This window comes from Thalassotalea sp. G20_0 (assembly GCF_017744175.1).
GTDB lineage: Bacteria > Pseudomonadota > Gammaproteobacteria > Pseudomonadales > Endozoicomonadaceae > Endozoicomonas.
Genome location: NZ_JAGHQV010000025.1, coordinates 1 through 25,112, shown reverse-complemented (window position 1 = coordinate 25,112; position 25,112 = coordinate 1). Strand labels below are relative to the sequence as shown.

Here is a 25,112-nt window from a genome sequence, read left to right as displayed (position 1 = left end):
TTGTCAGCCTGGTTACAATGATCAGGTGCCGGCAATGAGGAAGGTTTTGTGCCCGGGGGTTGAAAGTATTGTGCAGATGCAAGCATGGTTTTTTATTGCGTTGTTGTTCTGGTGAAACAATAAATGAGTAATAAGAATAGTATTTTAATTTCATGACACCAGCCGAAAATCCAACTATAACGTAAATATCCTGTCCGGAGGTCAAAATATGCCTGTATCACCGTCTGCGACCTCTTCATCGTCAACCCTTGCAGAGCACCCAAAAAAAGCGGACATTCAACCGGCAGAAAAGCAGGTTCAGGTCTTGTCCTGGGGATACCGGCTGACCACACTGACGGCCTGGGCAGGCAACAGCATGTTATTACCTGCCTTGATGAATACGCCAATCACCACCTCTCTGGCCAGGCCATTGATGCAGTCACAATACGATGGAAAACGGCCTGAGCTGCGCCTTATGTTTTCGTCACGGGGGTGGCTGCCTGCCCTGGGTCGTACCGGCATTCGTTATCTCATCGCTGACACAGCCCGTTTGGCCAGTGAGCAGGCCATCAAGAGGCTGGCAAACATCAATGAGACTGATATTCCTTCAACAAAACAGCCACAGGAAAAGTTAACCCTGCTGGTGGATGCGGCCTCGTCGGCCATGATGACCTGTGCCAGTCAGCCCATGACCTCCATGCAGGTCTACCGACAGGTCCGGCAGAATACATCAGCGGTGGGACCTCAGCACTTCCTGCAAGGGTTGCTGGCACACCCTGTGCGTGGCAGTGCCAGCAATTTTCTCAGTACTTTCCTGATGTTTAGTCTGGATCGCAATGATCGCCATCTGATTGCCCGTCATCAGGCCGGAGAGATATCCCTGGCACAAATGACGGTGATCCAGACAAGTCTGGGCGGAGTTGTCGGGGTGCTGAATAATTTTCTGAAAACCCACGCTAACGCACGGGCACTGGGCTTGTCCCATAAAGATATTTTCCAGAAAATCATGGTCAAACAGACCCCTTCGGTATTGGCGGCCCAGGTGCTTTATGCCTGGGTACTGGGCGGGGTTGCCAATAAACTCTGGGCATCCTCTATCGCTGCGCTGCAAGGCCTGGACAAGTCAGTTCGTGATCGCATCCTGATGGAACCATCGCGGCCAGCAACCAGTGACCACTCGGAGGAATGAAGCGAAATTTTGCGACCGGTCATGTTGTGACTCAGGAAGGTCTATGAAAACAGAGCCACTCCCGCCGACTGATCGGGTCCAGTGTGATCAGATACTCCCGCAGCAGGACCTGCATTCAGGGCGATTTAAACACCGGCAGGTCAATAATACCGGTGGTCAAACCGTTCTACACAGGCAGTCTGCAGCAATCGCTCAATCAACAACTTTTTTACGCAGTCTGGCTGAGCGAATTATATTCAGGCCGTTGACCCACCTGATTACTTATGGAGAGTTTCTGTCAACCAGAAAGCAGAAAATTGAGCAATCAAAATCAGAGCCGCAGAGAAGATATCCGTTTTTGCTTAAGAACCTGATGTCACTATCAACCCGGTTTGATGGTACGGATAAGGCAAGACTTTATAATTTCAGTAAAGGCTGTTGCTTTGGTCTTGCATCAAGCTACGTGCTATACGAGCAGATGGGGTGTCCGGAGGAATATGATGAACTATTGGGCACCCTAAGCCAGGATCCGGCATTGGGCTGGGTATGCTGGAATAAGTACTACGCTCATCTGGCTGATGCCATTGTAGTTGCGCAGCAGATGTTTAAAGACGATCCTGCTACGCAAGATCATCAGACACTTTTTTTATTAAAACTGCGGCCTTTTTGTGAATCACTGCTGGCTTTTCAGGTGCCGCAAAACACCACGTTGCACACAGTAGTGCCTGATCAAAATACAGAGCAGACGGCGCAATGGATTGCCTCAGCTGCTGATAGCAATACTCCGATATTACACTCAACTCCCGCATACCCGATTGGGCTTACCGAACCCGGTTTGTGCCTATTATTAAACAAGATTGCAAAAACGACTCCGGCACAGGGCAGCCGCCTTTTTCATCTCAATACCGGCAGGCATCTCCTATCTCTGAAGGTGACTCCTGAAGGATTTGAAATCAGGGATCAAAACACAGTGCCTGTTATTATGGTCACGCTGAAATAGTGGAAAAATTACTCACCCGGGCTGATGTCCAAATCAATCATAAAACGGACGAGGGCGAAACCCCGATACAGATGGCGATCAAAGCCGGGCATATTGACGTTGTTAAACGTCTTATTGAACACGGTGCTGATATTGAACAGTCTTTAATAGCGTTAGCCCCTGAAGCGTGTCATGGTGAAATTAAGGAGCTGGTAGAGGCAGAGCTGATGAAGCGTGAGTTTTAGCCAGCAGACAAGACACAAAAAAGAATGATGGTTACATTGCTTTGATGTTGGCATGAAAGAACGGATACAAGGAGATCGTCGAGCTTCTGATCAGGCAGGGGGCGGATCTGAACGCCACCCGGGCAGCAGATGATGCCCCCGCTGCACATCGCTGCCGAGAAGGGCAATACCTACTGCCAGCAGTTCCTGATCAATGCCTGGCAAGGAAGGGAGCAACAGAAAGTATTGTGTTGTCCAGTAAATACCAGGTCTCACGATCACTATGTCGGTCATGGGTACCTGGCTCAAAGCCACTCCTCGAACTCTGCCAGCATATTGTCCCTGACCACCTGTTGCCAGCCATCAGCTGTGGTTTTGCCCCGTAATTCCTGCAGACTGGTTCGTGCTATCTGGGCGATTAATTCATTTTGCAGTTGGGGATCATTGACCGTGTTGCCAAACAGCTGTGGGAAGTGTTCGCTGACCAGCGACTTGATGGTGCGGTAGCTGCTGAGTATGTCGGTAATACCCTTAGTCGTAAACCGGTGCAGCCCGGCCACGGTCGGCATGGACTCGGTGCCGGTTGCCATCAGGTTGGCCTGTTCGCTGGCGCTGGTCCGGTGCGGCAGCAACTGCACCACCAGTTGACCAAGATAGTGGGCATTCTCCTGGTTTTGCTCAATCCCTTCGCGGATAATTCGTTTGGTAATTTTCTGTTGGTTGATCGCTTCACCCAAGGCTTCCACCCTGGTGTCGTGCAAGTGGGTAAACAGTTGCCAGGCTCTCTGGCTCAGCCTGAAGCTTTGCCAGTCAGGTGTCCGGGTGCCAATTTCACCAGTGTTGGCTGCCGCCAGGCTGCGAGCATCGGCCTGTAATTGCCGCAGCGGTCCGGAACAAGAATCCTGGCCCAGGTGATCCGGCTGTTTGTCCAGCAATACCAGCAGCTCCAGCTGTTCAGACAGTGGCAGCTTCATAAAGCCGGATTGAGCTTTATCATAGTTGCCGCTGGCCAGCTCTCTGGTCAGGGGAACGGTTTTTGCTGGCAGATGGTCAATCGGGTTTGTGGCGTTCAGTCGTTGTCCAATCAGCCTGGCGCTCTGGCTGTTATCTGCTGCAACCCCTTGGTGCTGAGGCAATAGCGGGCGGCCACTGACTTTGGCGGCCAGCAGATTGGCCAGCATCAGTGTACCGGCAACCGGGTAGTTTGCCGGGGTCAGGATGGCGTTGCTGCTTTGTTGGAGATTGCCGTTAATTGCCGGTGGTGCACTGCCCCGGAGTGACAGCGGATTCAGATAGCCAGCCAGCTGACCCAGAGTTTGCACAGCGCCTGCCAGCATACCTTTATGCTGGCTTGCCCCTGAGATGGTGGGCTGCCCGGAGAGATCCCGGCGCTTTCTGGGGTGACTCTGGTTCCTGCTGCTTGCTGGCTGCAGATTTACCGGTTTTGGCAGCTCAGCACGATAGCCATCCGGATCTTTGATTACATCCATAAAGGTAGACGGCAGGTAAAGTACATCCTGACCGGCTTCACCAGGGGCGACTTCATCGGCACCATGACCATGGTTGCGCAGATAGGTTTTTTGCAGGTCATCAATGAACAGCTCTTTCTCCTGCCGCAAGACAGTGTCCAGTAACGGTTGATTGTCTGAGCTCTGCGGTTTGGCCAGCAGATCGCTATCGACGTGTCGGCTGGAGTTAGTATTCATGGCCGCTGACCAGAGGCTTTCACGCGCCTGTAACACCGGACTGTCGGTTCCTGACTCTGTTTCAGCCTGTTGCAGTTGGCTGCGCTCATCCCGACCTTCCAGCGCCAGCGTGAGGTCGGTCATAAACAGGTCAAAGTCATCAGGATCGGATGCCGTCGGCTGTTGCAACAGCACCTTGATCAGGTGGGTTGAAGCCGATGGATTTCTGCCCGTGCGATCATCGGTGCCACTTGCCAGCTGTCGTATGTCCTCTGCGCTCATTGTCTGCTTGTCGCTATAGCCAGCAGCAAAAAACAGCTGTCGACGAACATCGTTAAGAGTGGCGTACATGTCGATAAATTTATCGGTCAACTGGGCACGGATAAGGGCTTTACCGGTAACAATTGGCTGAGTGTCATCATCTGAAAGTGAGGACAGGGTGTTCATAGACTGGTCGCCAGATTGGAAAATACGGCGAAAACTGTCGCTGAACTGGTTGTTAAGCCGGTTCAGCGTATCACCCAGAATGATGCGTTTCTTAATACTGCCGGGGTTTGTGTCCGGGCCTGCCAATTGGCGTATCTGTGCCAGTGCCTGGTGGTAGGTCCCGGCAATGCCCTGGTTGAATCGTGACTGATTGTGGAGGGCCTTGTCCACAAACTGTTTGATGGTGGTCGCTGACAATCGATAATTCCCGGTGTGGGTGTTTGCGGCAGTATCGCCGGAGGTTTGACGACCGGTGTCTGGCTGCTCAAGACTGGCCGTCGTGTTGCCCGGCTGATGTCCCATTGGCCCGTGGCTTTGTCCGGCTGAAGTTGCCAGGTCTTTTGCTGGCTTGTTGGGGCGGCCTGAGCGGTAACCATCCGGGTCGCGAATAACATCCAGGAAGGTCGATGGCAGGAAGAGTACATCCGGGCCCGCCTCTGCCCGGGTGATTTCGCCGTCAAATCGGCCTCCGTGGTTCAGGTGGATTTGCTGGACGTCATCAATAAACAGCCCTTTTTCCCGCTGCAGAATATCGGTTAACACCTGTTGATTATGGGCTCTGTCCGGATCGGCAACCAGTGTCCGGCTGATCTCGGCCCGGGTAAACTTCATGGCTGCTGCCCACAGCTGTTCCTGTTGGCGAGCCACTGGGTTGCTGGTTGTCGACTCAGTCTCTGCCTGGTGCAACTGCCGGATTTTGTCCTGACTTTCCAGTAACAGGCCCATATCCACCATAAAACGGTCGAAGCTGTCCGGGGATTGAGACGACGGTTGTTGTTTGATGGCTTTGACCAGGTTGTCTCCAGCCAAAGCATTCCTGCCCTGGTTGTCAGTTGCCTCCGGTTGCCTGCTGTCTCTCCCGCTAAGCCATTGGCTGTCAATGTAGTTGGCGTCAACAAACAGCTGCAGGCGAAGATTTTCCATGGCCGTATACATGTTCTGAAAGCTGGAGATCAGTGTGCTGGTGATTCCGCTACTGGCTGACAGCATTGACTGGTCATCATCCGTTGCTATTGAGCGTATTGACTGGCTGGCATTATGGGCTAATTGAAAAATATCCAGAAAGTGGTCGCTGAACTGCCCCTTGAAGCTGTTGAGTCCGTCACCCAGCGCGATCCGTTTCTGAATGCTGTGTTGTTGTTGATCAGCAGTGGGTAATTGCTGGATGTGTGTCAGTGTCTGGTTGCGAGTTGCCTCAATCCCCTCATTGAACAGCCGGGTGATGCCTTTGGTGCTGTCGGTGAACGACTGGGTGATGTTCGATAGCGGTTTATCAGTAACGGACTGTGATAACGGCGCAATGGTGACGTTGTCAGTGGTCGTGGTAACTGCCATTGAGCTGTCTGACAGTTGAGTAGCTGATGGCGTGATGGTGGTACCGGAGCTGATGGTAGAGGTCTGTGGTACCTGCAAGGTAGACGACGCTTTTCCAGGGGTTGTGGTCGTGTGGGTTTCCGGCCGCTGACTGTTTTGCCCAACGGATGCAGATGGCTGCTGGTTTAGACAGGCGGACAATTTGTGCTCCAGCAGACTGAGTTGCTTGCGCAACTGGAACAACTTTTCTTCACTCCTGATCAATTGCTGCGCCTGTGAGTTGGCCGCTATCTGCCGGGACTTGAATTTGCCCTTTGCTGATTGGCCGGAAGCACTGTCAACACGGGTGAAAGTCGCCGCAGGTTGATAGGCAGATGTCGTTGATGGGACTGGATGATTCATAGAGATTAACCCTGAACTTGATTGAATGACTGATTGTTCAGCTGGCTTCAGCCGGGTCGTTATGGAAGTCGGCAAATTCCCTGAACATTTGCTGTGTGACTGCCTGTTGCCACTGACCGGTTGTTTTGCCCTTGAGTTCCTGCAAACTGCTCCTTGCTATCTGGGCGATCACTTCCTCCTGCAACTGGGCATCGTTGATCTGATCGCCGAATAATTCCTGGAATTGCCTGCTGACCAGCGACTTGATGTTTGCGTAGCTGTTGAGTATTTCGGTGATGCGTTGTCGACCGAACTGGTGCAGTTTGACTGGCTTCGGCAGCGCTTTGCTCCCGGTGTTGATCAGTTGGGCCCGGTCACTGGCACTGGTGCGCACCGGCAGCAGTGTTATCACCAGCTGATTGAGGCGTTGGGCATCATCCGGATGGGGCTCAAGGCCCTTGCGCTGGATCAGTGCCGCTGTCTTCATCCGGTTGATCGCCTCTGCCGGTGCCTCAAATCGGGCGTTATGCAGATGGGTAAACAGTTTCCAGGCTTGCTGGCTCAGCTGGAACGTTTGCCAATCAGGGGGCTGCCTTTCCGAAGGCTGATCTGCGCCTGCCGGGATAGCCGATGGTGTCTGTGTCGCTCCGGCGAAATCGGCCTCCAGCCGGGCCAGGGGTTCAGCAAAATGGTCAAGACCCAGATAGTCCGGTTTGCTGGCCAGATTCCTCAATAGCTCCAGTTGCCTGGCCGGTGCCAGACTCATAAAGCGGGACCGGGTTTTATGGTAACGACCGGAAACCAGGCCGTTGATCAGTGGCAGGTCAGCTGGTGGTGTGAGGTCAACCCGTTGACTGGACGACAAACGTAGTTTAAGACGTATGGCCAGTGAGACCCTGGCGCGGGCCTGCGAACCCTGCTCCAGCCCAAGCCATTGACTTACTCGTTCGACAAACTTCTGGGGCTGGCGACTATGCAGTTGTTCTGCCTGGTCAATTATTTTGTTGGACAGAAGCTGTGGTATATCGTTGTTATCTGCCTGCTCAGCCAGCCGACTTCTGGCCATGGCCTGTAACATGATTTTTGCCAGTTGCCGGGTTGCTCCATGGTCGACGGTCTGGCCCGTTGATGGATCACGGAAAAGTGGTGTGCCGGAGGCCTGGCTGGTACCGCGCAGGGAGCCATCGGCCCGGAAAATATGGTCAGGCTGCTGGTGTTGTATGCCCACCGACGTTGAGGTGAGAACGTTTAACAGAAAGTTTTCCGTTACCTTGATGCCAGATGCTTCTGGCAGGGTCTGGACAATGGCCAGATTAATCAGATCGTCCTGGTCCCACTGTGAACTGATTTTTTTGTCCGTGGTGGCCAAATCATTGGCCAGATCGCTGGCCAGGGCCGAAAGCTCTTCCCGCAACTGTCCGGCCAGGGCCTGGCTGTCCGTCATCAGCTTCATGCCCGGTGACTGGTCAAGCGGGGAGGCGGTCTTATCCATGGTTTGTGGAGTTGTGGTGTGATATATGGGACGATCGCTGATTTTTGCGGCCACCAGGTTGGCCAGTGTCAGGTTGTCGGTGACCGGATAGTTTGCCGGTGTTATGGCGTTTTTGGCGGTACCACCGGGTGTGCTGGCTATGGCCAATGGTGTGCTGGTCTTGCCCGGGTCAGGCTGGACACGGGGCATGCCATGGGATGGGGGAGTTGGAACGGAGCCACTCTCCAGTTCCCTGGCAGGATTTATATCGGGCTGTTGCCAGATATTCTCAAACAACAGCGCCTGCTCCTGTTGCAAAATACTGGTTAATAACTGATGGTTGTGGAGCCTGTTTTGCTGGGCCATGATATCACTGTTCAGCTCTTCTGCTTTTTCCACTGGCCCGGTGTTCAGCAGAAACTCGCTCAGTTCCGCCATAAAACGATCAAAGCCACCAGGGTTGGCCGACTGTGGTTGCTGCTCGATGGCCTTGAGCAGGTGGGCTGTATTCAAGGAGACTGCGGCGGGCGGGGCATAAACACCAGACGCCAGTTGTTTGATGGTGGCACGGTCCAGCGGCTGTTGGTTGGTATAGCCCAGGACTGACAGCATCTGCAGTCGTATACCACTGAACGTGGCATACATTGCCCGGAACTCGGAAATGACTTTGCCGCTGATGATGGATTGTGCGGTGTGACGTTGATTTTCACCGGCTGCAACGGAGTCCAGAGAGTTCATAAACCGGTGAGCATTTTTATAAATATTCAGGAACTCGTTGCTGAATCGTTGATTCAGTTCGTTCAGTGAATCCCCCAGAAGAACCCCTTTTTGAAAACTGTTTAACGGTTGCCCTTGCGTTGTTGTTGCCCGGCGGACCTGGTTGCGTGTTTCGACATAGGCTCTGGCCATCTTTCTATTGAATCGTGAATGGATTGTTTTGCTTTTGTCTGTGAATGATTTGATAACTCCCGGCAGTTGTTGGTTGTTATCAGATGCCGTCTGAGATGTAGCATTTGTTGTTGCAGTGTCTGTTGTGGTTTCGGTGTGGTTTGCAGGATCGGAAATACTGGCGGTCTTTTCTTGCGTGGTGTGGTCGGATGCTGACGCTGCTGTGGTTGGCTGTTGTGTTGTGGTGTGTTCAGCGGCCGTGCCTGTAGTAGATGCAGACGTCATTGATGGAGAAGCAGCTGAGCTATCTCTGGAACCAGAAGTCACTGTCTGAGTGGAGGTGTCGTGGATTGTTGTTGCCGCCTGGCTTGATTGCCTGGTTTGTGCATCGGCTGAGATTGATTTTGAGGCTGGAGGCGCTGTTGTGCTCTCAGATATACCAAGGTTGCCTTCTTTTGCGGTGGTTTCAGACGAGAATGCTGTTTGTCCGGTTGTCGATTGATGTATTGCTTTTTTATCCGTTGTTGTCTGAATTGTAGCGGCTGTTGGTGATTTTGTTGATGGAGCTGTTCCTGTGGCTGTTGAAGTTTCTGACAGCGGTGAAGCGGTCGTTGTGCTATCTGAAGTGCCGGAAGTTCCTTGTAGTCCCTGGCTATCCGACGTTGATTGTGCTGTTTCTTGAGATACTGCTTGAGGTGCAGATTGTTGCGTTGTTGTCTGTGCGGTTGTCTTGCCTGTTGATGCAGACGTCATTGATGGAGAAGCAGCTGAGCTATCTCTGGAACCAGAAGTCACTGTCTGAGTGAAGGTGTCGTGGATAGTTGTTGCCGCCTGGCTTGATTGTCTGGTTTGTGCATCGGCTGAGATGGCTTCTGAGGTTGAAGACGCCGTTGTGCTGTCAGGTATACCAGGGTTCCCTTCTGTAGCAGTGGTTTCAGTTGATATTATTGTTTGTCCGGTTGTCGATTGGTGTATTGCTTTTTTATCAGTTGTCGCCTGAGTTGCAGTGGTTCTTGGTGATTTTGTTGATAGAACTTTTCCTGTGGCTGTTGAAGTTTCTGTCAGCGGTGAAGCGGTCGTTGCGCTATCTGAAGTGCCGGAAGTTACCGGGAGTCCGCGGCTATCCGACGTTGATTGTGCTGTTTCTTGAGATACTGCTTGAGAAACAGATTGTTGCGTTGTCTGTTCGGCTGCCGTGCCTGTTGATCCAGGTGCCAATGACGAAGAAGCAGCTGAGCTATCTCTTGAACCAGAAGTCACTGTATGAGTGTTAGTGTCGTGGATTGTTGTTGCCGACTGGCTTGATTGCCTGGTTTGTGCAGCGGTTGAGCTTGATTTTGAGGCTGGAGGCGCTGTTGTGCTCTCAGATATACCAAGGTTGCCTTCTTTTGCGGTGGTTTCAGACGAGAATGCTGTTTGCCCGGTTGTTGATTGATGTATTGCTTTTTTATCAGTTGTTGTCTGAGTTGTAGCGGCTATTGGTGATTTTGTTGATGGAGCGGTACCTGTGGCTGTTGAAGTTTCTGTCAGCAGTGAAGCGACAGTTGTGCTATCCAAAATGCCAGAAGTTATTTTTTGGTTGGTGGCATCAGACGTTGATCGTGCTTTTTCTTGAGTGATTGATTGTTGCGTTGTTGTCTGTTCGGCTAGCGTGTCTGTTGATGCAGGTGCCAATGACGAAGAAGCAGCTGAGCTATCTCTTGAACCAGAAGTCACTGTATGGGTAGTGGTGTCGTGGATAGTTGTTGCCGCCTGGCTTGATTGTCTGGTTTGTGCATCGGCTGAGATGGCTTCTGAGGTTGAAGACGCCGTTGTGCTGTCAGGTATACCAGGGTTCCCTTCTGTAGCAGTGGTTTCAGTTGATATTATTGTTTGTCCGGTTGTCGATTGGTGTATTGCTTTTTTATCAGTTGTCGCCTGAGTTTCAGTGGTTCTTGGTGATTTTGTTGATAGAACTTTTCCTGTGGCTGTTGAAGTTTCTGTCAGCGGTGAAACGGCAGTTGTGCTATCTGAAATATCAGTAGTCATTTTTTGACTGGTGGTATCAGACGTTGATCGTGCTTTTTCTTGAGTGATTGATTGTTGTGTTGTTGTTTGTTCGGCTGCCGTGCCTGTTGATCCAGGTGCCAATGACGAGGAAGCAGCTGAGCTATCTCTTGAACCAGAAGTCACTGTATGAGTGTTGATGTCATGGATTGTTGTTGCCGACTGGCTTGATTGCCTGGTTTGTGCAGCGGTTGAGATTGCTTTTGAGGCTGGAGACGCCGTTGTGCTGTCAGATAGACCAAGGTTGCCTTCTGTTGCGGCGGTTTCAGACGAGAATGCTGTTTGTCCGGTTGTTGATTGATGTATTGCTTTTTTATCAGTTGTTGTCTGAGTTGTAGCGGCTATTGGTGATTTTGTTGATGGAGCGGTTCCTGTGGCTGTTGAAGTTTCTGTCAGCAGTGTAGCGGCAGTTGTGCTAGCCGAAATGCCAGAAGTCATTTTTTGACTGGTGGCATCAGACGTTGATCGTGCTTTTTCTTGAGTGATTGATTGTTGCGTTGTTGTCTGTTCGGCTGACGTGTCTGTTGATGCAGGAGGCAGTGACGAAGAAGCAGCTGAGCTATCTCTTGAACCAGAAGTCACTGTATGAGTAGTGGTGTCGTGGATAGTTGTTGCCGCCTGGCTTGATTGTCTGGTTTGTGCATCGGTTGAGATGGCTTTTGGGGTTGGAGGCGCTGTTGTGCTGCCAGGTATGCCAGGGTCGCCTTCTGTTTCGGTGGTTTCCGGTGTTGATGATGTTATTTGACCGGTTGTCGATTGATGTCTTACTGTTTTCTCAATTGCTGCCTGAGTTGTAGTGGCTGTCGTAGATTGATCAGTTTCTGTGGCCGTCGAGTCTTCCGTTGGTGTTGAAGCTGCTATTGTGCCAGCTGGAATGTTGGAGGTGCTTTCCTTGGTGATAGTCTCAGGCGTTGTTGAGGCTATTGGTTGATTTGTTGATTCATCTTCATCTGTTGTTATTTCTCTTTGTGCAGCCTGTGTTGTCACTGGAGCAGATATTGTAATGGCATCAAGAGTTTCGGTTTGGCCAGTTGAATACTCCCTGCCCGTTGAAGACTCCCTGCCCGTTGAAGACTCCCTGCCATTTGAAGACTCCCTGGTTACTAAAGCAGTAGCTGCTTCTGTTGGTTGGTCAGGGCTAGTTGTATCGTCTGGAACGATGGCATTAGCTGCATTAGTTTTTTTGCTGATCCCGTAGGTTGTAGACGCCACTGGTTTTGTTGTTGACTGTTGCATGGCATGTGCTGCGATAATCGCCTGCTTTACTGCATCTTCTGCAATAACCACCTGTTTTGCGTGTTGCTCTTTTTCGTGTTTTTTGTGTTTGTCAATACCTTTTTTTATCGCCTTGACAAGCTTTTCTAATGTTTTGCCTACTTTCTTTAACACGACAACACCACCGCCAGCGGCTACCCCGCCACCGGCACTTGCCCCGCCGGCTGCTCCCCCTGCACCGGCTCCAGCAGCAGCTGCTCCAGCGCCAGCACCAGCTCCAGCGCCAGCAGCAGCTCCAGCGCCAGCGCCAGCACCACCAGTGCCTGCTCCTTCACCGACTCCTTCACCGACTCCTTCACCGCCTTCACCGCCTTCACCGCCTTCACCGTCGTCTCCCTGGTCACAGCTACCAGTTGACCGCCTGCATTTAAGAGCTTTTCTTCCAGCTTTTTTTACAGCTTTTTCTCCAGTCTCTTCAAGGGCTTTTTTCCCGGCTTTTTCTTCGGCCTCTTCGGCAGCTTTCTTCCCAGCTTCTTCTCCAACTTTCTCCCCGACGCTCTCGCCGGTGTTTTGAGATATCCGGCTAAGGACTCTGTCGGCAGCATCCTCGGTGACCTCAGTGGCCATTCGTGACAGGCATTCGGGGCAACGGGCGATGAATGATAACACTGCCATGCCAATTTCTGCGGCAGCGCCGCCGATCCCGCCACCGATTATCCCACCAATAGTACTACTGGATACATCGCTGCTGCCCTTGCTGTCGGGTGCGGCATGGGCACCGTCGGGTTGGGCTCCACTGGCTTGCGCTCCAAAGGCACCAGCGCCCGGCTCTGGGACAAGCAGGCTTAAGTCCCTGTCAATAGCCAGCTTGACCAGCTCTCCGGCAGTGCTGGTGGCCAGGTCAGTGGTTGCCGATGCCGCACCCTGTGGCACTGATTGAGCATCGGCATCAGCGGTTTTTTTCGGGGCAGTGGACAGGTGCTCGCCGATGTTATGCAGTGTGGTGACTGCGTGGGCATTCATCAGCTTGAAGTTAGTAAATATTGGGTGATCGGTGAGTTCAGGATTGGTTTTAATGTATTCAATGGCTGCAAGGATTTCCCGCATCAGATAAACCATGGGCATTTGCGCAATCTTTGCCAGCTCTTTTGTCTCTGATGGTGACAGGGATTTCAGGTTAATGTTCAGAAGTTTTCGAGTGGCATCAGTTTTGACGGTATCAAGGTATTTTGTCGTCAGGGCGTTGATTCTTTCCTTGTCAAGTGCTTTGAGTTCGGAGGGGAGGTGGGTCACGATATCTTTAACTGTGAGCGCTGAATCCCTGATCACTTCCATGTCTTCCATCGGATCCAGCAAAGCGCTGGTAAGGCGACAGAAACCACTACCGGGAAGAGGGGCAGTCTGACGCCCGGCGTGCATCGGTAATTGATATTCATGAACAAAGTGCTGCAGCGCATTGGGTATGGCTGCTTTTAGTTGCTCCAGAGTTGCGCCAGTAACCGTGGTCACACCGGTTAGATGATCATGAACAGTGAGCCTGAAGAGATTGTTGCTTTTGCTGAAAGCAAAGTAACAGACGTGTTGCGCAACAGGACGGACTGCAAATTGGATCGTCTCAGTGCCAAGGCTGCCAACAGGAATCTGGTCTATCAGTTTATCGATCAGACTACTCATTGAATTGAAACTGCCCGAGTCAACCTGAGACAATAGATCTTTGCGCACAGCAATAGATTTGTTAATAATCTGGGCAACATACAGGCTTTCAGCATCCAGACCAATCGATTCGGGATGGTAGAATGGTTTTATGGGGGTCTTGTAATCCATTAGATCTTGCAAGGCAATTCTGACCTGGAGCGGGAGTCGACTGTAATCGAAACCAAATACTATTGAATTGGCCAGACTCACCAATGAATTGGTGAACATCCCATAACGACCGGCAATGGCTGTGGCCATGAAATCCCCGGCACAAAATCCTCTTGCAAATTCTGAATCGAATGCCAGGTTCAGGGCATCCTGGGCAGCTGTTTCAAGAATGAGTGGTTTCAGAGAGACCGAGGCAGCTGCCTTATTGGCCAGTGTTACTAAGGGGTTAATGTTGTTGGCCAGTAAATGATTGACCTTGATTAAAAAGTCAAGATAAGGGTCGTTTGATACGAAGTCTTCTGGGCTAAAGTATGCTTTTTGGTGCAGTATATTAGCAGTGAAGGCAATTTCACCAACCCGGTAATAATTCCTGTTAGCGATGGCTTGTGCAATTTCCTGGTTGTACTTCTGCATTCCTTTGATAATTGTTGTTCTGTTTTTCATCCACTCAAACATTTCTTTAAATTCGTCGTCTTCAATAAGGCTTTTGTCTGTATACACTGATTTGTTGAAGGTATTACGCCTGTCTGCGAAGCCTTTGAAGAATACTTGCATTTCTTTAGTCATAGGCGCTTTCTCAAATTTAACCAGCGCCTTGAGCAGAAGATCAGTGAATGATTTTGTCATGGTTCTTCTGGTTCTTTTGCGTTTCGTGTCACCCTGCTCGAGATCTGGGAGGAGATTTTTTATTTCATCAGTGAGCAGTTTCAGTTCGTTATCATAAATCCGGGCAACGGCTGGGAAGGATGTTTTAATGGCCTCAGTGAAGGTTGAAACGACTAGTACCAGATTGAATAGTTCATACATTGTCACCCTTTTTTCAATACTTGATATTAACTCGAACAAGTCACTCATTGGGTGTGGTTGCTGACTGTAACGAATGTGCGGCAATGGATCATCCGGACGTTTACCGATGATTGTTTCAGGCTGCTGAACTAGCCCAGTGACATTGCCCGGGTAATTTGGCGTATTTACTGTGTGCTTGTTTCGCTGCTGTAGATATTCCGTCAGCTTGTTTTTCAGTGACGCCATTAACGTGATTTTTACACTGTCGGAAACCTGCTCCTTCAGTGCAGGGAGAGCTGTCGTCGGGATAATTGTGCCTGTTCCGTTGGTCGCCTGGGTTGTGTTTACCACCTGGGTTGTTATAGCCGTTGCTGAACTGTCGTTAACAGTTGTGTGTGTCGGTATTGAGGATGTGAAAGCACTGTTATGGGCTGCATGGTCAGCAGCCGATAAGGTGGGTGACGAGGCAGTACTGTCAGTTATAGAGACTGGTGGTAGTTCTGTGGTTTCCGTGCTGACGTCGGTGGTAGTGGAGTCTTCGGATAATGGTGTGAGCGGTTTGTGAGCAGTGGAATTTGTGCCAGGGCTATTGCTGTTATTCTGATGAGTATTCTGACCAGGCACAGGGGACTGCTTAATGAAAAGTGTATCATCGGTACGATGTCGGAGGCATTCAGTTAATTTCTTTTGCATATCTTGTATCTTGCCTTCCAGAACCTTGGTTTCTGCCTGGTTTTTATTAATCAGTTTCTGGACATCTGGCTCGGCATTTGCTCGATAAGACCGAAATTTCTTTTTGGTTGATGGTTCGGGTAAGTCGCTTTGAACGGTTTCAGCAGTATAAGTATTCTGATAAGTAGCGGTTGTTGGTGCTATCTGATTATTCATTACCGGTAACCTGTGTCTTGGTTAATTAAAGTGGTTAACCATGGAATGGATTGAATAACTGATTTTTCAGCTGGCTTCAGCCCAGTTGCTACGGAAGTCGGCAAACTCCCTGATCATTTGTCCTGTCACTGCCTGTTGCCACTGACCGGTTGTCGTTTTGCCCTTAAGCTTCTGCAAACTCGCCCTTGCTATCTGGGAGACCAGTTCATCCTTTAACCGGGCATCACTGACCTGGTCGCCGAATACCTGCGGGAATTGCCTGCTGGCCAGCGACTTGATGGTTGCATAGCTGCTGAGAATTTCGGTGATGCGTTGCTGGTTGAACTGGTGCAGTCTGACTGGCTTCGGCAGCGCCTTGTCCCTGGTGTTGATCAGTTGGGCCCGGTCACTGGCACTGGTTCGCATCGGCAGCAGTGTTATCACCAGCTGATTAAGCCGCTGGGCCTCATCCGGATGGGACTCAATGCCCTGGCGTTGGATCAGTGCCGCGGTTTTTATCCGGTTGATGGCCTCTGCCGGTGCCTCAAACCGGGCGTTATACAGATGGGTAAACAGTTGCCAGGCTTTCTGGTTGAGCTGGAAGGTCCGCCAATCGGGGGGCTGGCTGTCCGAAATCTGATTCGAGTCTTCCGGGATAGGCGATGGTGTATATGTAGCTGTCGTGAAGTCGGCTTCCAACCGGGCCAGGGGTTCAGCAAAATGGTCAAGCCCCAGGTAGTCAGGGCTGTCGGCCAGGGACTTCAATAGCTCCAGTTGCCTGGCCGGGCCCAGATTCATAAAGCGGGACTGGGTTTTATGGTAACGACCGGAGACCAGATCGTTGATCAGTGGCAGGCCGGTTGGTGGTGTGATGTCGATACTCTGCTTGGACGACAGTCGTTGCTCAAATCGTGAGGCCAGTGAGGCCCTGGTGCGTGCCTCCGAACCCTGCTCCAGCCAAAGCCATTGACTTACTCGATCGACAAACCTCTGGGACTGGTGACTCTGCAGTTTTGCCGCCTGGTCAATAATTTTGCTGGACAGATGTTGTGGTATACCGTCGTTCTCTGTCTGTTCAGCCAGTCGGCTTCTGGCCATGGCCTGTAACATGATGCTCGCCAGTTGCCGGGTTGCACTGTGGTCGATGGTCTGGCCCGTTGACGGGTCATGGAAAAGTGGTGTGCCAGGGTCCTGGCTGGTGCCACGCAGGGAGCCATCGGCCCGGAAAAGATGGCCAGGTTGCCGGTGTTGTATGCCCACTGTCGTTGAGGTGAGGACGCTTGACAGAAAGTTTTCCGTTGCCTTGCCAGCGGATGCTTCAGGCAGGGTCTGGACAATGGCAAGGTTAATCAGATCGTCCTGGTCCCACTGTGTACTGATATTTTTATCGGGGGTGGTCAGATCGTTGGCCAGGGCCGAAAGCTCTTTGTGCAGCTGTCCGGCCAGGGCCAGGCTGTCAGTCAGCAGCTTCATGCCCGATGACTGGTCAAGCGGGGAGGAGTTCTTTCCTGTGGTTCCTGGTGCCACGGTGTGGTTCAGGTGTATGGGATGATCGCTGATTTTTGCAGCCAGCATGTTGGCCAGCGTCAGGTTGTCGGTGAGGGGATAGTTTGCCGGTGTTATGGCACTTGTGGCGGTTTGGCCATTGGTGCTGGGTGTACTGGCTATGGCCGGTGGTGTGCTGGTTTTGCCGGAAATGGGTCCCGGATGGTCGCCGGATTTTCCCGGGTCAGGCTGGACACTGGTTATGCCTTGGGTTTGAAGAGTTGGAGTGGTGTTACTTTCCAGTTTCCTGACAGGATTTATATTGGGTTGCTGCTGGATACTCTCAAGCAACAGGGTTTGCTCCTGTTGCAAGATACGGGTTAATAACTCATGGTTGTGGGGCCTGTTTTGCCGGGCAATGATATCACTGTTCAGCTTTTCCACTTTTTCCGTTGGCTCAGGGTTCAACTGTGGTCGGGAGTTTGCGGTTTCTGTTGTCGTCTGTTGTTTCTGGCCGGTTTTTCCATGCAGAAATTGGCCCAGATCGTTCATAAAACGATCAAAGCCGTCAGGGTTGGTTGACTGTGGTTGCTGCTCTATAGCCTTGAGCAAATGAGCTGTATTCACGGAGGCCGTTGCAGGAGGGGTATAAACACCAGACGAAAGTCGTATGATGGTGGCATGGTCCAGTGATTGCTGGTTGGTATAGCCCAGGTCAGACAGCATCTGTAGACGTATATTGCTGAATGTGGCATACATTGCCCGGAACTCGGAAATGACCTTGCTGCTGATAATGGATTGGGCGGTACGGCGGCTATTTTCACTGACCGAAACCGAGCGTAGAGACTTCATAAACCGGTGAGCAGATTTATAAATACTCAGGAAATCGTTACTGAATTGTTGATTCAGTTTGTTCAGTGAAGAATCCCCCAGAAGAACCCCTTTTTTAAAACTGCTTAACGGCTGCCCCATGGTTGTTGGTGCCCGGCGGACCTGGTTGCGTGTGCGGATATAGGCTTTGGCCATCTTTTTATTGAAGCGTGAATGGATCTTTTTGCTTTTGTCTTTAAATGATTTGATGACTCCCAGCAGTTGTTGGTTGTTATCAGATTCTGTCTGTGGCGCAGGTGAAGCATTTGTTGTTGCAGTGTCTGTTGGGGTTTCTTTTGGGTTTGTACGATCGGAAATACTGGCAGTCTTTTCTTGCGGGGTGCTGTCAGTTGTTGCTGTTGTCTGTTCGGTTGTCGTGCCTGTTGATGCAGGCGTTATTGATGAAGAAGCAGCTGAGCTATCCGTGGAGCCAGAAGTGACTGGCTGAGTGGTGGTGTCTTGGATTGTTGTCGTCTGGCTTGATTGCCTGGTTTGTGCAGCGGTTGAGATTACTTTTGAGGCTGGAGACACCGTTGTACTGTCAGATATACCAAGGTTGCCTTCTTTTGAGGTGGTTTCAGATGATAATGCTGTTTGTCCGGTTATCGATTGATGTATTGCTTTTTTATCAGTTGTTAATGTTTCTGTTGGTTGGTCAGCACTGGTTGCATCGTCTGGAACAGTGGCAATACCTGCATTTATATGGTTGCTGTTTCCGGTGCTTGATGCCGTCGCTGGTTTGGTTGTTGGCTGTATCGTAGTGTGCTCTGCAGCGATTACCTTTTTTGCTGCATTTTCTGCAATGATCACCGGCACTATTGGCGGTTGGTTTGGTTTTGCTGCTGAGCCTTGGGAGGTTTGCTTTTCAGAGTGTTCTTTATGATGATGTTTTTCGATAGCTTTTTTTATGGCCTCGTACAACTTTTTAAGTGTTTTGCCTGCTTTATGTGCCGCGACACCACCTGCTCCAATGCCTCCTCCAACTTCACCACCGGTTTCACCACCAACTTCACCACCAACTGCACCACCAACTGCACCACCAGCTCCAAGGCCTGCTCCAGTTTCACCACCGGCTCCACCGCCAGTTTCACCGCCAGTTTCACCAGCATCATTTTCGCCGTTTTCCCGGTTACAGCCGCCAACCGACCGTCTGCATGTAAGGGCTTTTTTTGCTGCTTTCTTTCCAGCCTCTTTGAGGGCTTTTTTCGCGGCTTTTTCTCCGATTTTTTCACCGACTTCTTCCCCGGCTTCTTCCCCGGCTTCTTCCCCGGCTTCTTCCCCGGCTTTCTCCCCGGCTTTCTCCCCGACTTCTTCTCCTGCGTGTTGTGACACTCGTCCAATGACGTTTGTCAGGCTGTCGCCAACACTCTCGGTGAGTTCGTTGGCCATTTCTGTCAGGCAGCCGGGGCAGGAAAGCTTGAATAATCCCAAAGGTCCGATAACCGCTGTAGCAAAGCTGGCGAGCCCGCCACCGATTTTCCCTCCCGTACTTATGCCTTTAACACTGCTGCCATGGCTTTTGGGCGCAGCATTTTTTGGCGCTGTATTTTCGGGCGCGGCATGGGCTCCGGCTCCGCCGGGTTGCACTGTAACGGAATCAGTGACCGGCTCTGGGTCAAGCAGGCTTAAGTCCCTTTCAATAGCCAGCTTGATCAGCTCTCCGGCAGTGCTGGCGGTCAGGTCAGTGGTTGCTGGTGCCGATGCTGCACCCTGTGGCTCTGATTGGGCATCGGCATCAGCGGTGTTTTTCCCGGAGGCGGCCTGGTCAATCTTATGCAGCGTTGTAACAACGTGGGCATTCATCAACTTTACGTCGGTAAGTTTGTTAGGGAGGTATGCAGCAAGATTCTGATGCAGTTCGAGCATTGTCAGGACTTCCCGCATCAGATAAACCATGGGCATTTGCGCAATTTCTGCCAGTGCTTCTGACTCTGATTGTGACAGGGATTTCAGGTTGATGTTCAGAAGTTTCCGGGTGGCAGCATTTTTGACGGTTTCAAGGTATTTTGTCGTCAGGGCTCCGATTCTTTCCTTGTCCAGTTCCTGGAGTTGGGAGGGGGCGTGGGTCAGGATATCTTTAACGGTGAGTGCTGAATCCTTGATAAGTTCCAGGTCTTCCAGCGGGTCCAGTATCGAGTTGCCAAGGAGAAAGAGACCTCTACCGGGAACGGGGACAGCCTGAGGCCCGGGGGTCAGCGGTATTTTATAGGTATGAGCAAATTGCCTTAACGCATTTGGTATGGCAGTTTTTAGCTGCTCCAGAGTAGTACCGGTAACCGTGGTCACACCGGTAATATGATCTTGAACAGTGAGCCTGAAGAGATTGTTGCTTTTGCTGAAAGCAAAGTAGCAGACATGTTTCTCATTAGGACCAACCGCAAACTGGACCCACTCAGTGCCAAGGTTGCGAACAGGAATACTGTTTAACATTATATTGATCAGACTATTCATTGAATTGAAAGTGTGCGCGCGAATCTGAGACATTATACCTGTCCCCACAGGAACAGATTTTTTCAGCACCTTCAAGACATATAGGCTTTGGTCACCCAGGCCCGCTGATTCGGCATGGTTCCAGGGATGAGAGTGGGCCTTGTAAAATAATGCATCCTGCAAGGTCACTCTGACCTGGAGTGGTAGTCGACTGTAATCGAAACCATATAATATTGAATTTGCCAGACTCACCAATGAATTGGTGAACATTCCATAACGACCGGCAATGGCTGTGGCCATTAAATCCCCGGCACAAAATCCGGGTGAGTAACCTTCATTGAATGCCAGGTCCAGGGCATCCTGCGCACATGCTTCTAAAATGAGTGCATTAATAGGGACCGAGGCAGCTGCCTCATTGGCCAGTGATAGTAAGGGTTTAATCTGTTTGGCTTCTAAATTACTGATCTTGATTAACAGATCAAGATAAGGATTTCCTGATATGAAGTTATCCGGTGTGCTCTGTACTTTGTTATGAAGTGTATTAACACTGAAGGTGATTTGGCCAACCCGGTAATAATTGCCGTCAGCAATGGCCTGTTCAATTTCCTGGTTGTAATTTTTCAGTCCCAGAATAAGTGTTCTTTTGTTTTTCATGCATTCAAACATATCTTTAAATTCATGGTCATCAATAAGGCTGTCGTCTTTATACAGAGCTTTGTTGAAGGCATTGCGCCTTTCTTCGAAGCCTTTGAAGAATACCTTCATTTCGTGAGTCATTGGCGTCAGTTCAAAATTTCTCAGCGCTCTGAGCAGAATATCAGTTAATTCTTTCGTAATGGTTCTTCTGGTTCTTTTGATTTTCGTGTCATCCTGTTCGTTCTGCAGGGCGTAATTATTTATTTCATTGGTGAGCTGTTTCAGTTCATTGTCATAAATCGTGGCTACGGCTGGGAAGGATTTTTTAATAGACTCAGTGAAGGAAGAAACCATTAATACCAGATTGAATAATTTATACATTACCACCCTTTTTTCAATACTTGATATTAACGGGGACAAGTCAACCGCTGATTGTGACGTTGGGTGTGAAGTTGGGTCTGAATGCTGCTGAAGGAACTGATGGATTAGCCGAAGAGTTTGATCATCCGGACGTACATCGATGAGGGAGTCGGGCTGCTGACCTATCCCGATCATGGTCTCCGGCTCCCGGCCTATCCCGGTGATACTCCCCCCGTGATTATCGGCAGTTGCCATGGGCCTGTTTTGTTGTTGATAGTTTGCCAGCTTGTCTCTCAGTGACGTCAGTAACGTGATTTTCACACTATCGGAAACCAGCTCTCCCAGTAGTGGGAGGGCAGTAGTCGGGATAATTGCACTTGTTCCATTGGTTGCCTGGGTTGTGTTTACCGATTGAGTGGTTAAAGCCGTTGCTGAACCGTCGTTAAGGGTTGTGTGTGCGGGTATTGATGGCGTGAGGGTATTGTCAGTAGCTGGTACGCCGGGTGATGAGACAGTGCTGTCAATGGCAGAACCCGGCGGTAGTCGTGTGATTTCCGGGCTAATGTCGGTGGTGGTGGTGTTGTCGGATAATGGGTTTAGCGGTTTGTTAGCAAGGTAATTTGTCTCAGTGTTATTGCTGTGGTTCTTTCCAGGTTCAGGCTTAATGAAAAGTTTATCATGAGCGTGATACTGAAGGCATTCAGTTAATTTTTTTTGCATATTTTGTATCTTGCCTTCCAGAACCTTTGTTTCTGCCTGGTTTTTATTAATCAGTTTCTGGACATCTGACTCGGCACTTGTTCGATAAGATAGGAATTTCTTTTGGGTTGATTGTTCTGCTAAGTCACTGTGAACAGTCTCAGCAGTGTATGCATTCTGATAAGTGAGTGTCGTTGGCGCTATCTGGTTATTCATTACCTGATACCTGTGTTTTGGTCAATTGGCATGAAACAATGTGTTGGCCATTTTTGTTATGATTTTTTCTGGCAGATAAACGGATAAATCAGGTGCTATTGTTTTTTGTAATAATTCAGCACACGGCAAAGGTATATTGTTGTAGTTTTGAACAGCTATTACCAAACAGTGACTGGTAAACTTACATTGGATGGCAGAAAATCGTCATGGTTAAGATAGACGTCCATAGCCTTACTAAGGTCTCCATATGTACAGTTTTTGACTTCAGACCTGCAGGCCGCCACTAAAAATGTATCCGGTTTTTCTATATCAAACATCTGTCCTTCAATATCAAAAAATAAAGAATGACGTTTAGAGAAACCTTTAGTCTGAAGTCGTTTAATTTTGATAAGTGCTGATAAACAATAATGTTTAAGAGAATGGTATATAAATCAGAAAATTCCAGATTTATGTTAGGTATTTTGAATAGCTACCACCAAGGTTAATTCCACATCGGAGTTACAAGTGGTATACCAAGCGTTTTCTGGGCTTGTTACGGTAAATAGTTAATTGTTTCTCTTTGGCAGCAGTCCTTTTCCTGAGTTAGTGGTCTGGGGCATACCATTTATGGGCAACATTCGCTTTTTTATCAGAGAGTTGTCTTTAGCCAATATGGTTACACTGGTTACTATTACATAGGGGGATAAAGCAAACACACACAAACAAGTGGATGGCTACCCTGCGGATGGCCGCCCCACGGATGGCCGCCCCACGGATGGCCGCCCCACAGAAAACACTCCTGTTTTAGATCACCATGTGATTGTGCCCGAACGAATGGCTTTACGAAGATGTTGCTAATTCCCGACTGCTGCCGATAGCAATGGCAATACTACTGACCAGTTATGAATCATGCACAATTTCCTGAGATACCCACTTTGCAGCATCCCTTCTGGTGCCATTGACCCCAGCTCAGTCCAACATGCTTCGGTGCCACTGCCATCCTCTCAAACGACTGTTGGCAAATTTGCGACTCACCAGGCTGAAGTCATGCAGGATGTGCAACCACAAGTGAGCCAATCGGGGGTAGACAGTTTTGACCATACGGGGAACGCCATCGGTGATAAAGCGCTCAGTGACAGGAGTATTCAACAGGCTACTGATCAATCGCTGCCCTCTGTTAAGGGTGATCAGCTGGATAAACCTGACCAGACAGAACTGAAGGAAACGCAAGGCCAGCTGCTCAACCAGGCCGATGAACTGCTTAAGAAAAGTAGTGAAAACAAGGCGGTAAATGCCTCTCTGACAGGCTTGAAAAAGTCAGTAGCCGAATTGAAAAATGCTCAGAACGATAGCCCGAAGAGGGCTCTTGAGGCACTTAAAAACGCAGACTTCCCGCCCGCCCTGAAGGTTAAAATTACGCTTAAAAGTGGCGAAAAGTTGAGCCTGATCCCCCCCGGGGAAGAGTTGGAAGATCAGCTCAACCTGGGCGATCTGATGGATAAAGCCGTAAAGATTCTTGATAAGCATCGCGATGAAAACTTCGCATCATTTGATCAGGCCAGCACTGACCGGGAAATCACCAATCTGAAACAGCAAGTCTCGGACATTGACCAACAAATCGGGGAGGAGTCCTCGGGTATTAATGACTTTGCCAAGCTTGAAAACAGACAATGTCTGCTTACCATCAATGTGCGGGCCAGAGTTGAGGACGGTTCTGTCAGTGCCACGCACATTGATGGTGGTCCGATAGCTCAACAACAGACAATGGGAAGTTCTCTGGCAGGGCCAGTGCATACAGCCACAACGGACCAGCCTTCTCAAACCGAGCCTGAGGTGGGGCCGGGCAATGGCAGCTCTGTAAGGACTGAAACAACAGCGCAGGGTCTGACTGAGGCAAGCCCGGCTGATCAGGATATTTCCATCAACTCTGCGGATGCCGGAGGTGTTACAGACCCCTTGGATGATATCGCAGTAGCAGTGATGATTGATAATCCTGTTATAGGGGAGACTTCGCTGATGCCCGGCATCATGCAGGGTCCTTCCGGGCAAACAGACTCTGCAACAGACCCTAGTGCACAGCCCGATGCTACTCAGCAAACCGGCGGTACCGGTGAGGATTACAATGAGCTTGATGGCGTTGCCGGGTTGTTTGCAGAGCCAGCGGACTCCGCCAACCAAGCAGTATCAGACAGTGGTTTATCCCCCGGTGAAGTCGATCAAAGTGATACCGAGTCGCTCAAGACAGAAGAGGAATGGACAGAGACAACATCAGCCGGGGATGGTGACAGTGGGCTTGGTGGAGTCGCTGAAAGTGATGTTGAGTTGATAAAGACAGAAGTGGAATCGACAGAGACGACATCAGCCGGGGATGTTGACAGTGAACTTGGTGGCGTCGCTGAAAGTGATGTTGATACTGGGTCGATCAGCAACGAAGTTGATCCTCAGCCGATTGAGACTGAGGCTGATACTCAGTCAATTGAGACTGAAGCTGATACTCAGTCGATCGAGAATGAAGATAATACGCAGTCAATTGAGAACGAGGATGATACTCAAACGATCGAGACCAAAGCAAAATCGACTGAGCAAACATCAGTTGAGGAGGATTACAGTGAGCTTGATGGCATCGAAGAGTTGTTTGCTGAGCCAGAGGTCTCCGGTGATAGTGCCGCATTAGACGACAATCAGGAGGAGGATTACAGTGAGCTTGATGGCATCGAAAAGTTGTTTGCTGAGCCAGAGAACTCCGCCAACAATGCAGCATTAGACAGTGGTTTATCCGCCGGTGAAGTCGATCAAAGTGATGCCGAGTCGCTTAAGACAGAAGAGGAATTGACAGAGGCAACATCGGCCGAGGATGGTGACAGTGGGCTTGATGGAGTTGTCGCTGAAAGTGATGTTGATGCTGGGTCGATTAGGAACGAAGTTGATCCTCAGCCGATTGAGAATGAAGATGATACTCAGTCAATTGAGAACGAGGATGATACTCAAACGATCGAGACCAAAGCAAAATCGACTGAGCAAACATCAGTTGAGGAGGATTACAGTGAGCTTGATGGCATCGAAGAGTTGTTTGCTGAGCCAGAGG

The 25,112-nt window shown here is 50.2% G+C and carries 8 protein-coding genes; 4 read left to right on the top strand and 4 right to left on the bottom strand.

The features are described 5' to 3' along the window. The first annotated feature begins 208 nt into the window (after window positions 1–208). The 3 genes from J7438_RS15470 to J7438_RS15460 are packed head-to-tail and all read left to right on the top strand — an operon-like array spanning window position 209 to window position 2,371. On the top strand, window positions 209–1,168 hold the full coding sequence (locus J7438_RS15470) for a hypothetical protein (protein ID WP_209277254.1): 960 nt from the start codon (window positions 209–211) through the stop codon (window positions 1,166–1,168). Between the two features lie 43 nt (window positions 1,169–1,211). Then, the gene (locus J7438_RS15465; protein WP_209277253.1) at window positions 1,212–2,147 is read left to right on the top strand and encodes a hypothetical protein; all 936 of its coding nucleotides are present in this window, start codon (window positions 1,212–1,214) and stop codon (window positions 2,145–2,147) included. After that, window positions 2,144–2,371: an ankyrin repeat domain-containing protein gene (locus J7438_RS15460; RefSeq protein ID WP_353620143.1), complete on the top strand. Its 228-nt coding sequence runs from the start codon at window positions 2,144–2,146 to the stop codon at window positions 2,369–2,371. The genes J7438_RS15465 and J7438_RS15460 overlap by 4 nt, the downstream gene beginning before the upstream one ends. 90 nt (window positions 2,372–2,461) lie before the next feature. Here J7438_RS15460 and J7438_RS15455 read toward each other — a convergent pair whose 3' ends face one another. From J7438_RS15455 to J7438_RS15440, 4 genes are all read right to left on the bottom strand, one after another. Next, complete coding sequence (locus J7438_RS15455; RefSeq protein WP_209200733.1) at window positions 2,462–2,659, bottom strand: hypothetical protein; 198 nt, start codon at window positions 2,657–2,659, stop codon at window positions 2,462–2,464. Then, window positions 2,656–6,237, bottom strand: a complete 3,582-nt coding sequence (locus tag J7438_RS15450) for a hypothetical protein (RefSeq protein ID WP_209277251.1) — start codon at window positions 6,235–6,237, stop codon at window positions 2,656–2,658. Before J7438_RS15450 ends, J7438_RS15455 begins: the two co-directional genes overlap by 4 nt. A 37-nt stretch (window positions 6,238–6,274) precedes the next feature. Then, a complete protein-coding gene (locus J7438_RS15445) occupies window positions 6,275–15,373 on the bottom strand; it encodes a hypothetical protein (RefSeq protein ID WP_209277250.1) in 9,099 nt (3,032 codons plus the stop codon). 66 nt (window positions 15,374–15,439) lie between these two features. Further along, the gene (locus J7438_RS15440) at window positions 15,440–22,048 is read right to left on the bottom strand and encodes a hypothetical protein (protein WP_209277249.1); all 6,609 of its coding nucleotides are present in this window, start codon (window positions 22,046–22,048) and stop codon (window positions 15,440–15,442) included. An 888-nt stretch (window positions 22,049–22,936) separates the two neighbouring features. Between J7438_RS15440 and J7438_RS15435 the strand changes: the two genes are divergently transcribed. Continuing rightward, a partial coding sequence (locus J7438_RS15435) for a midas domain-containing protein (protein ID WP_209277248.1) occupies window positions 22,937–25,112 on the top strand: 2,176 nt, incomplete at its 3' end.

Excerpts from the sequence above, each read along its gene's own strand:
- J7438_RS15470 (WP_209277254.1), top strand. The coding sequence starts at position 209 with ATGCCTGTATCACCGTCTGCGACCTCTTCATCGTCAACCCTTGCAGAG.
- J7438_RS15465 (WP_209277253.1), top strand. The coding sequence starts at position 1,212 with ATGAAAACAGAGCCACTCCCGCCGACTGATCGGGTCCAGTGTGATCAG.
- J7438_RS15450 (WP_209277251.1), bottom strand. The coding sequence starts at position 6,237 with ATGAATCATCCAGTCCCATCAACGACATCTGCCTATCAACCTGCGGCG.
- J7438_RS15445 (WP_209277250.1), bottom strand. The coding sequence starts at position 15,373 with ATGAATAATCAGATAGCACCAACAACCGCTACTTATCAGAATACTTAT.
- J7438_RS15440 (WP_209277249.1), bottom strand. The coding sequence starts at position 22,048 with ATGAATAACCAGATAGCGCCAACGACACTCACTTATCAGAATGCATAC.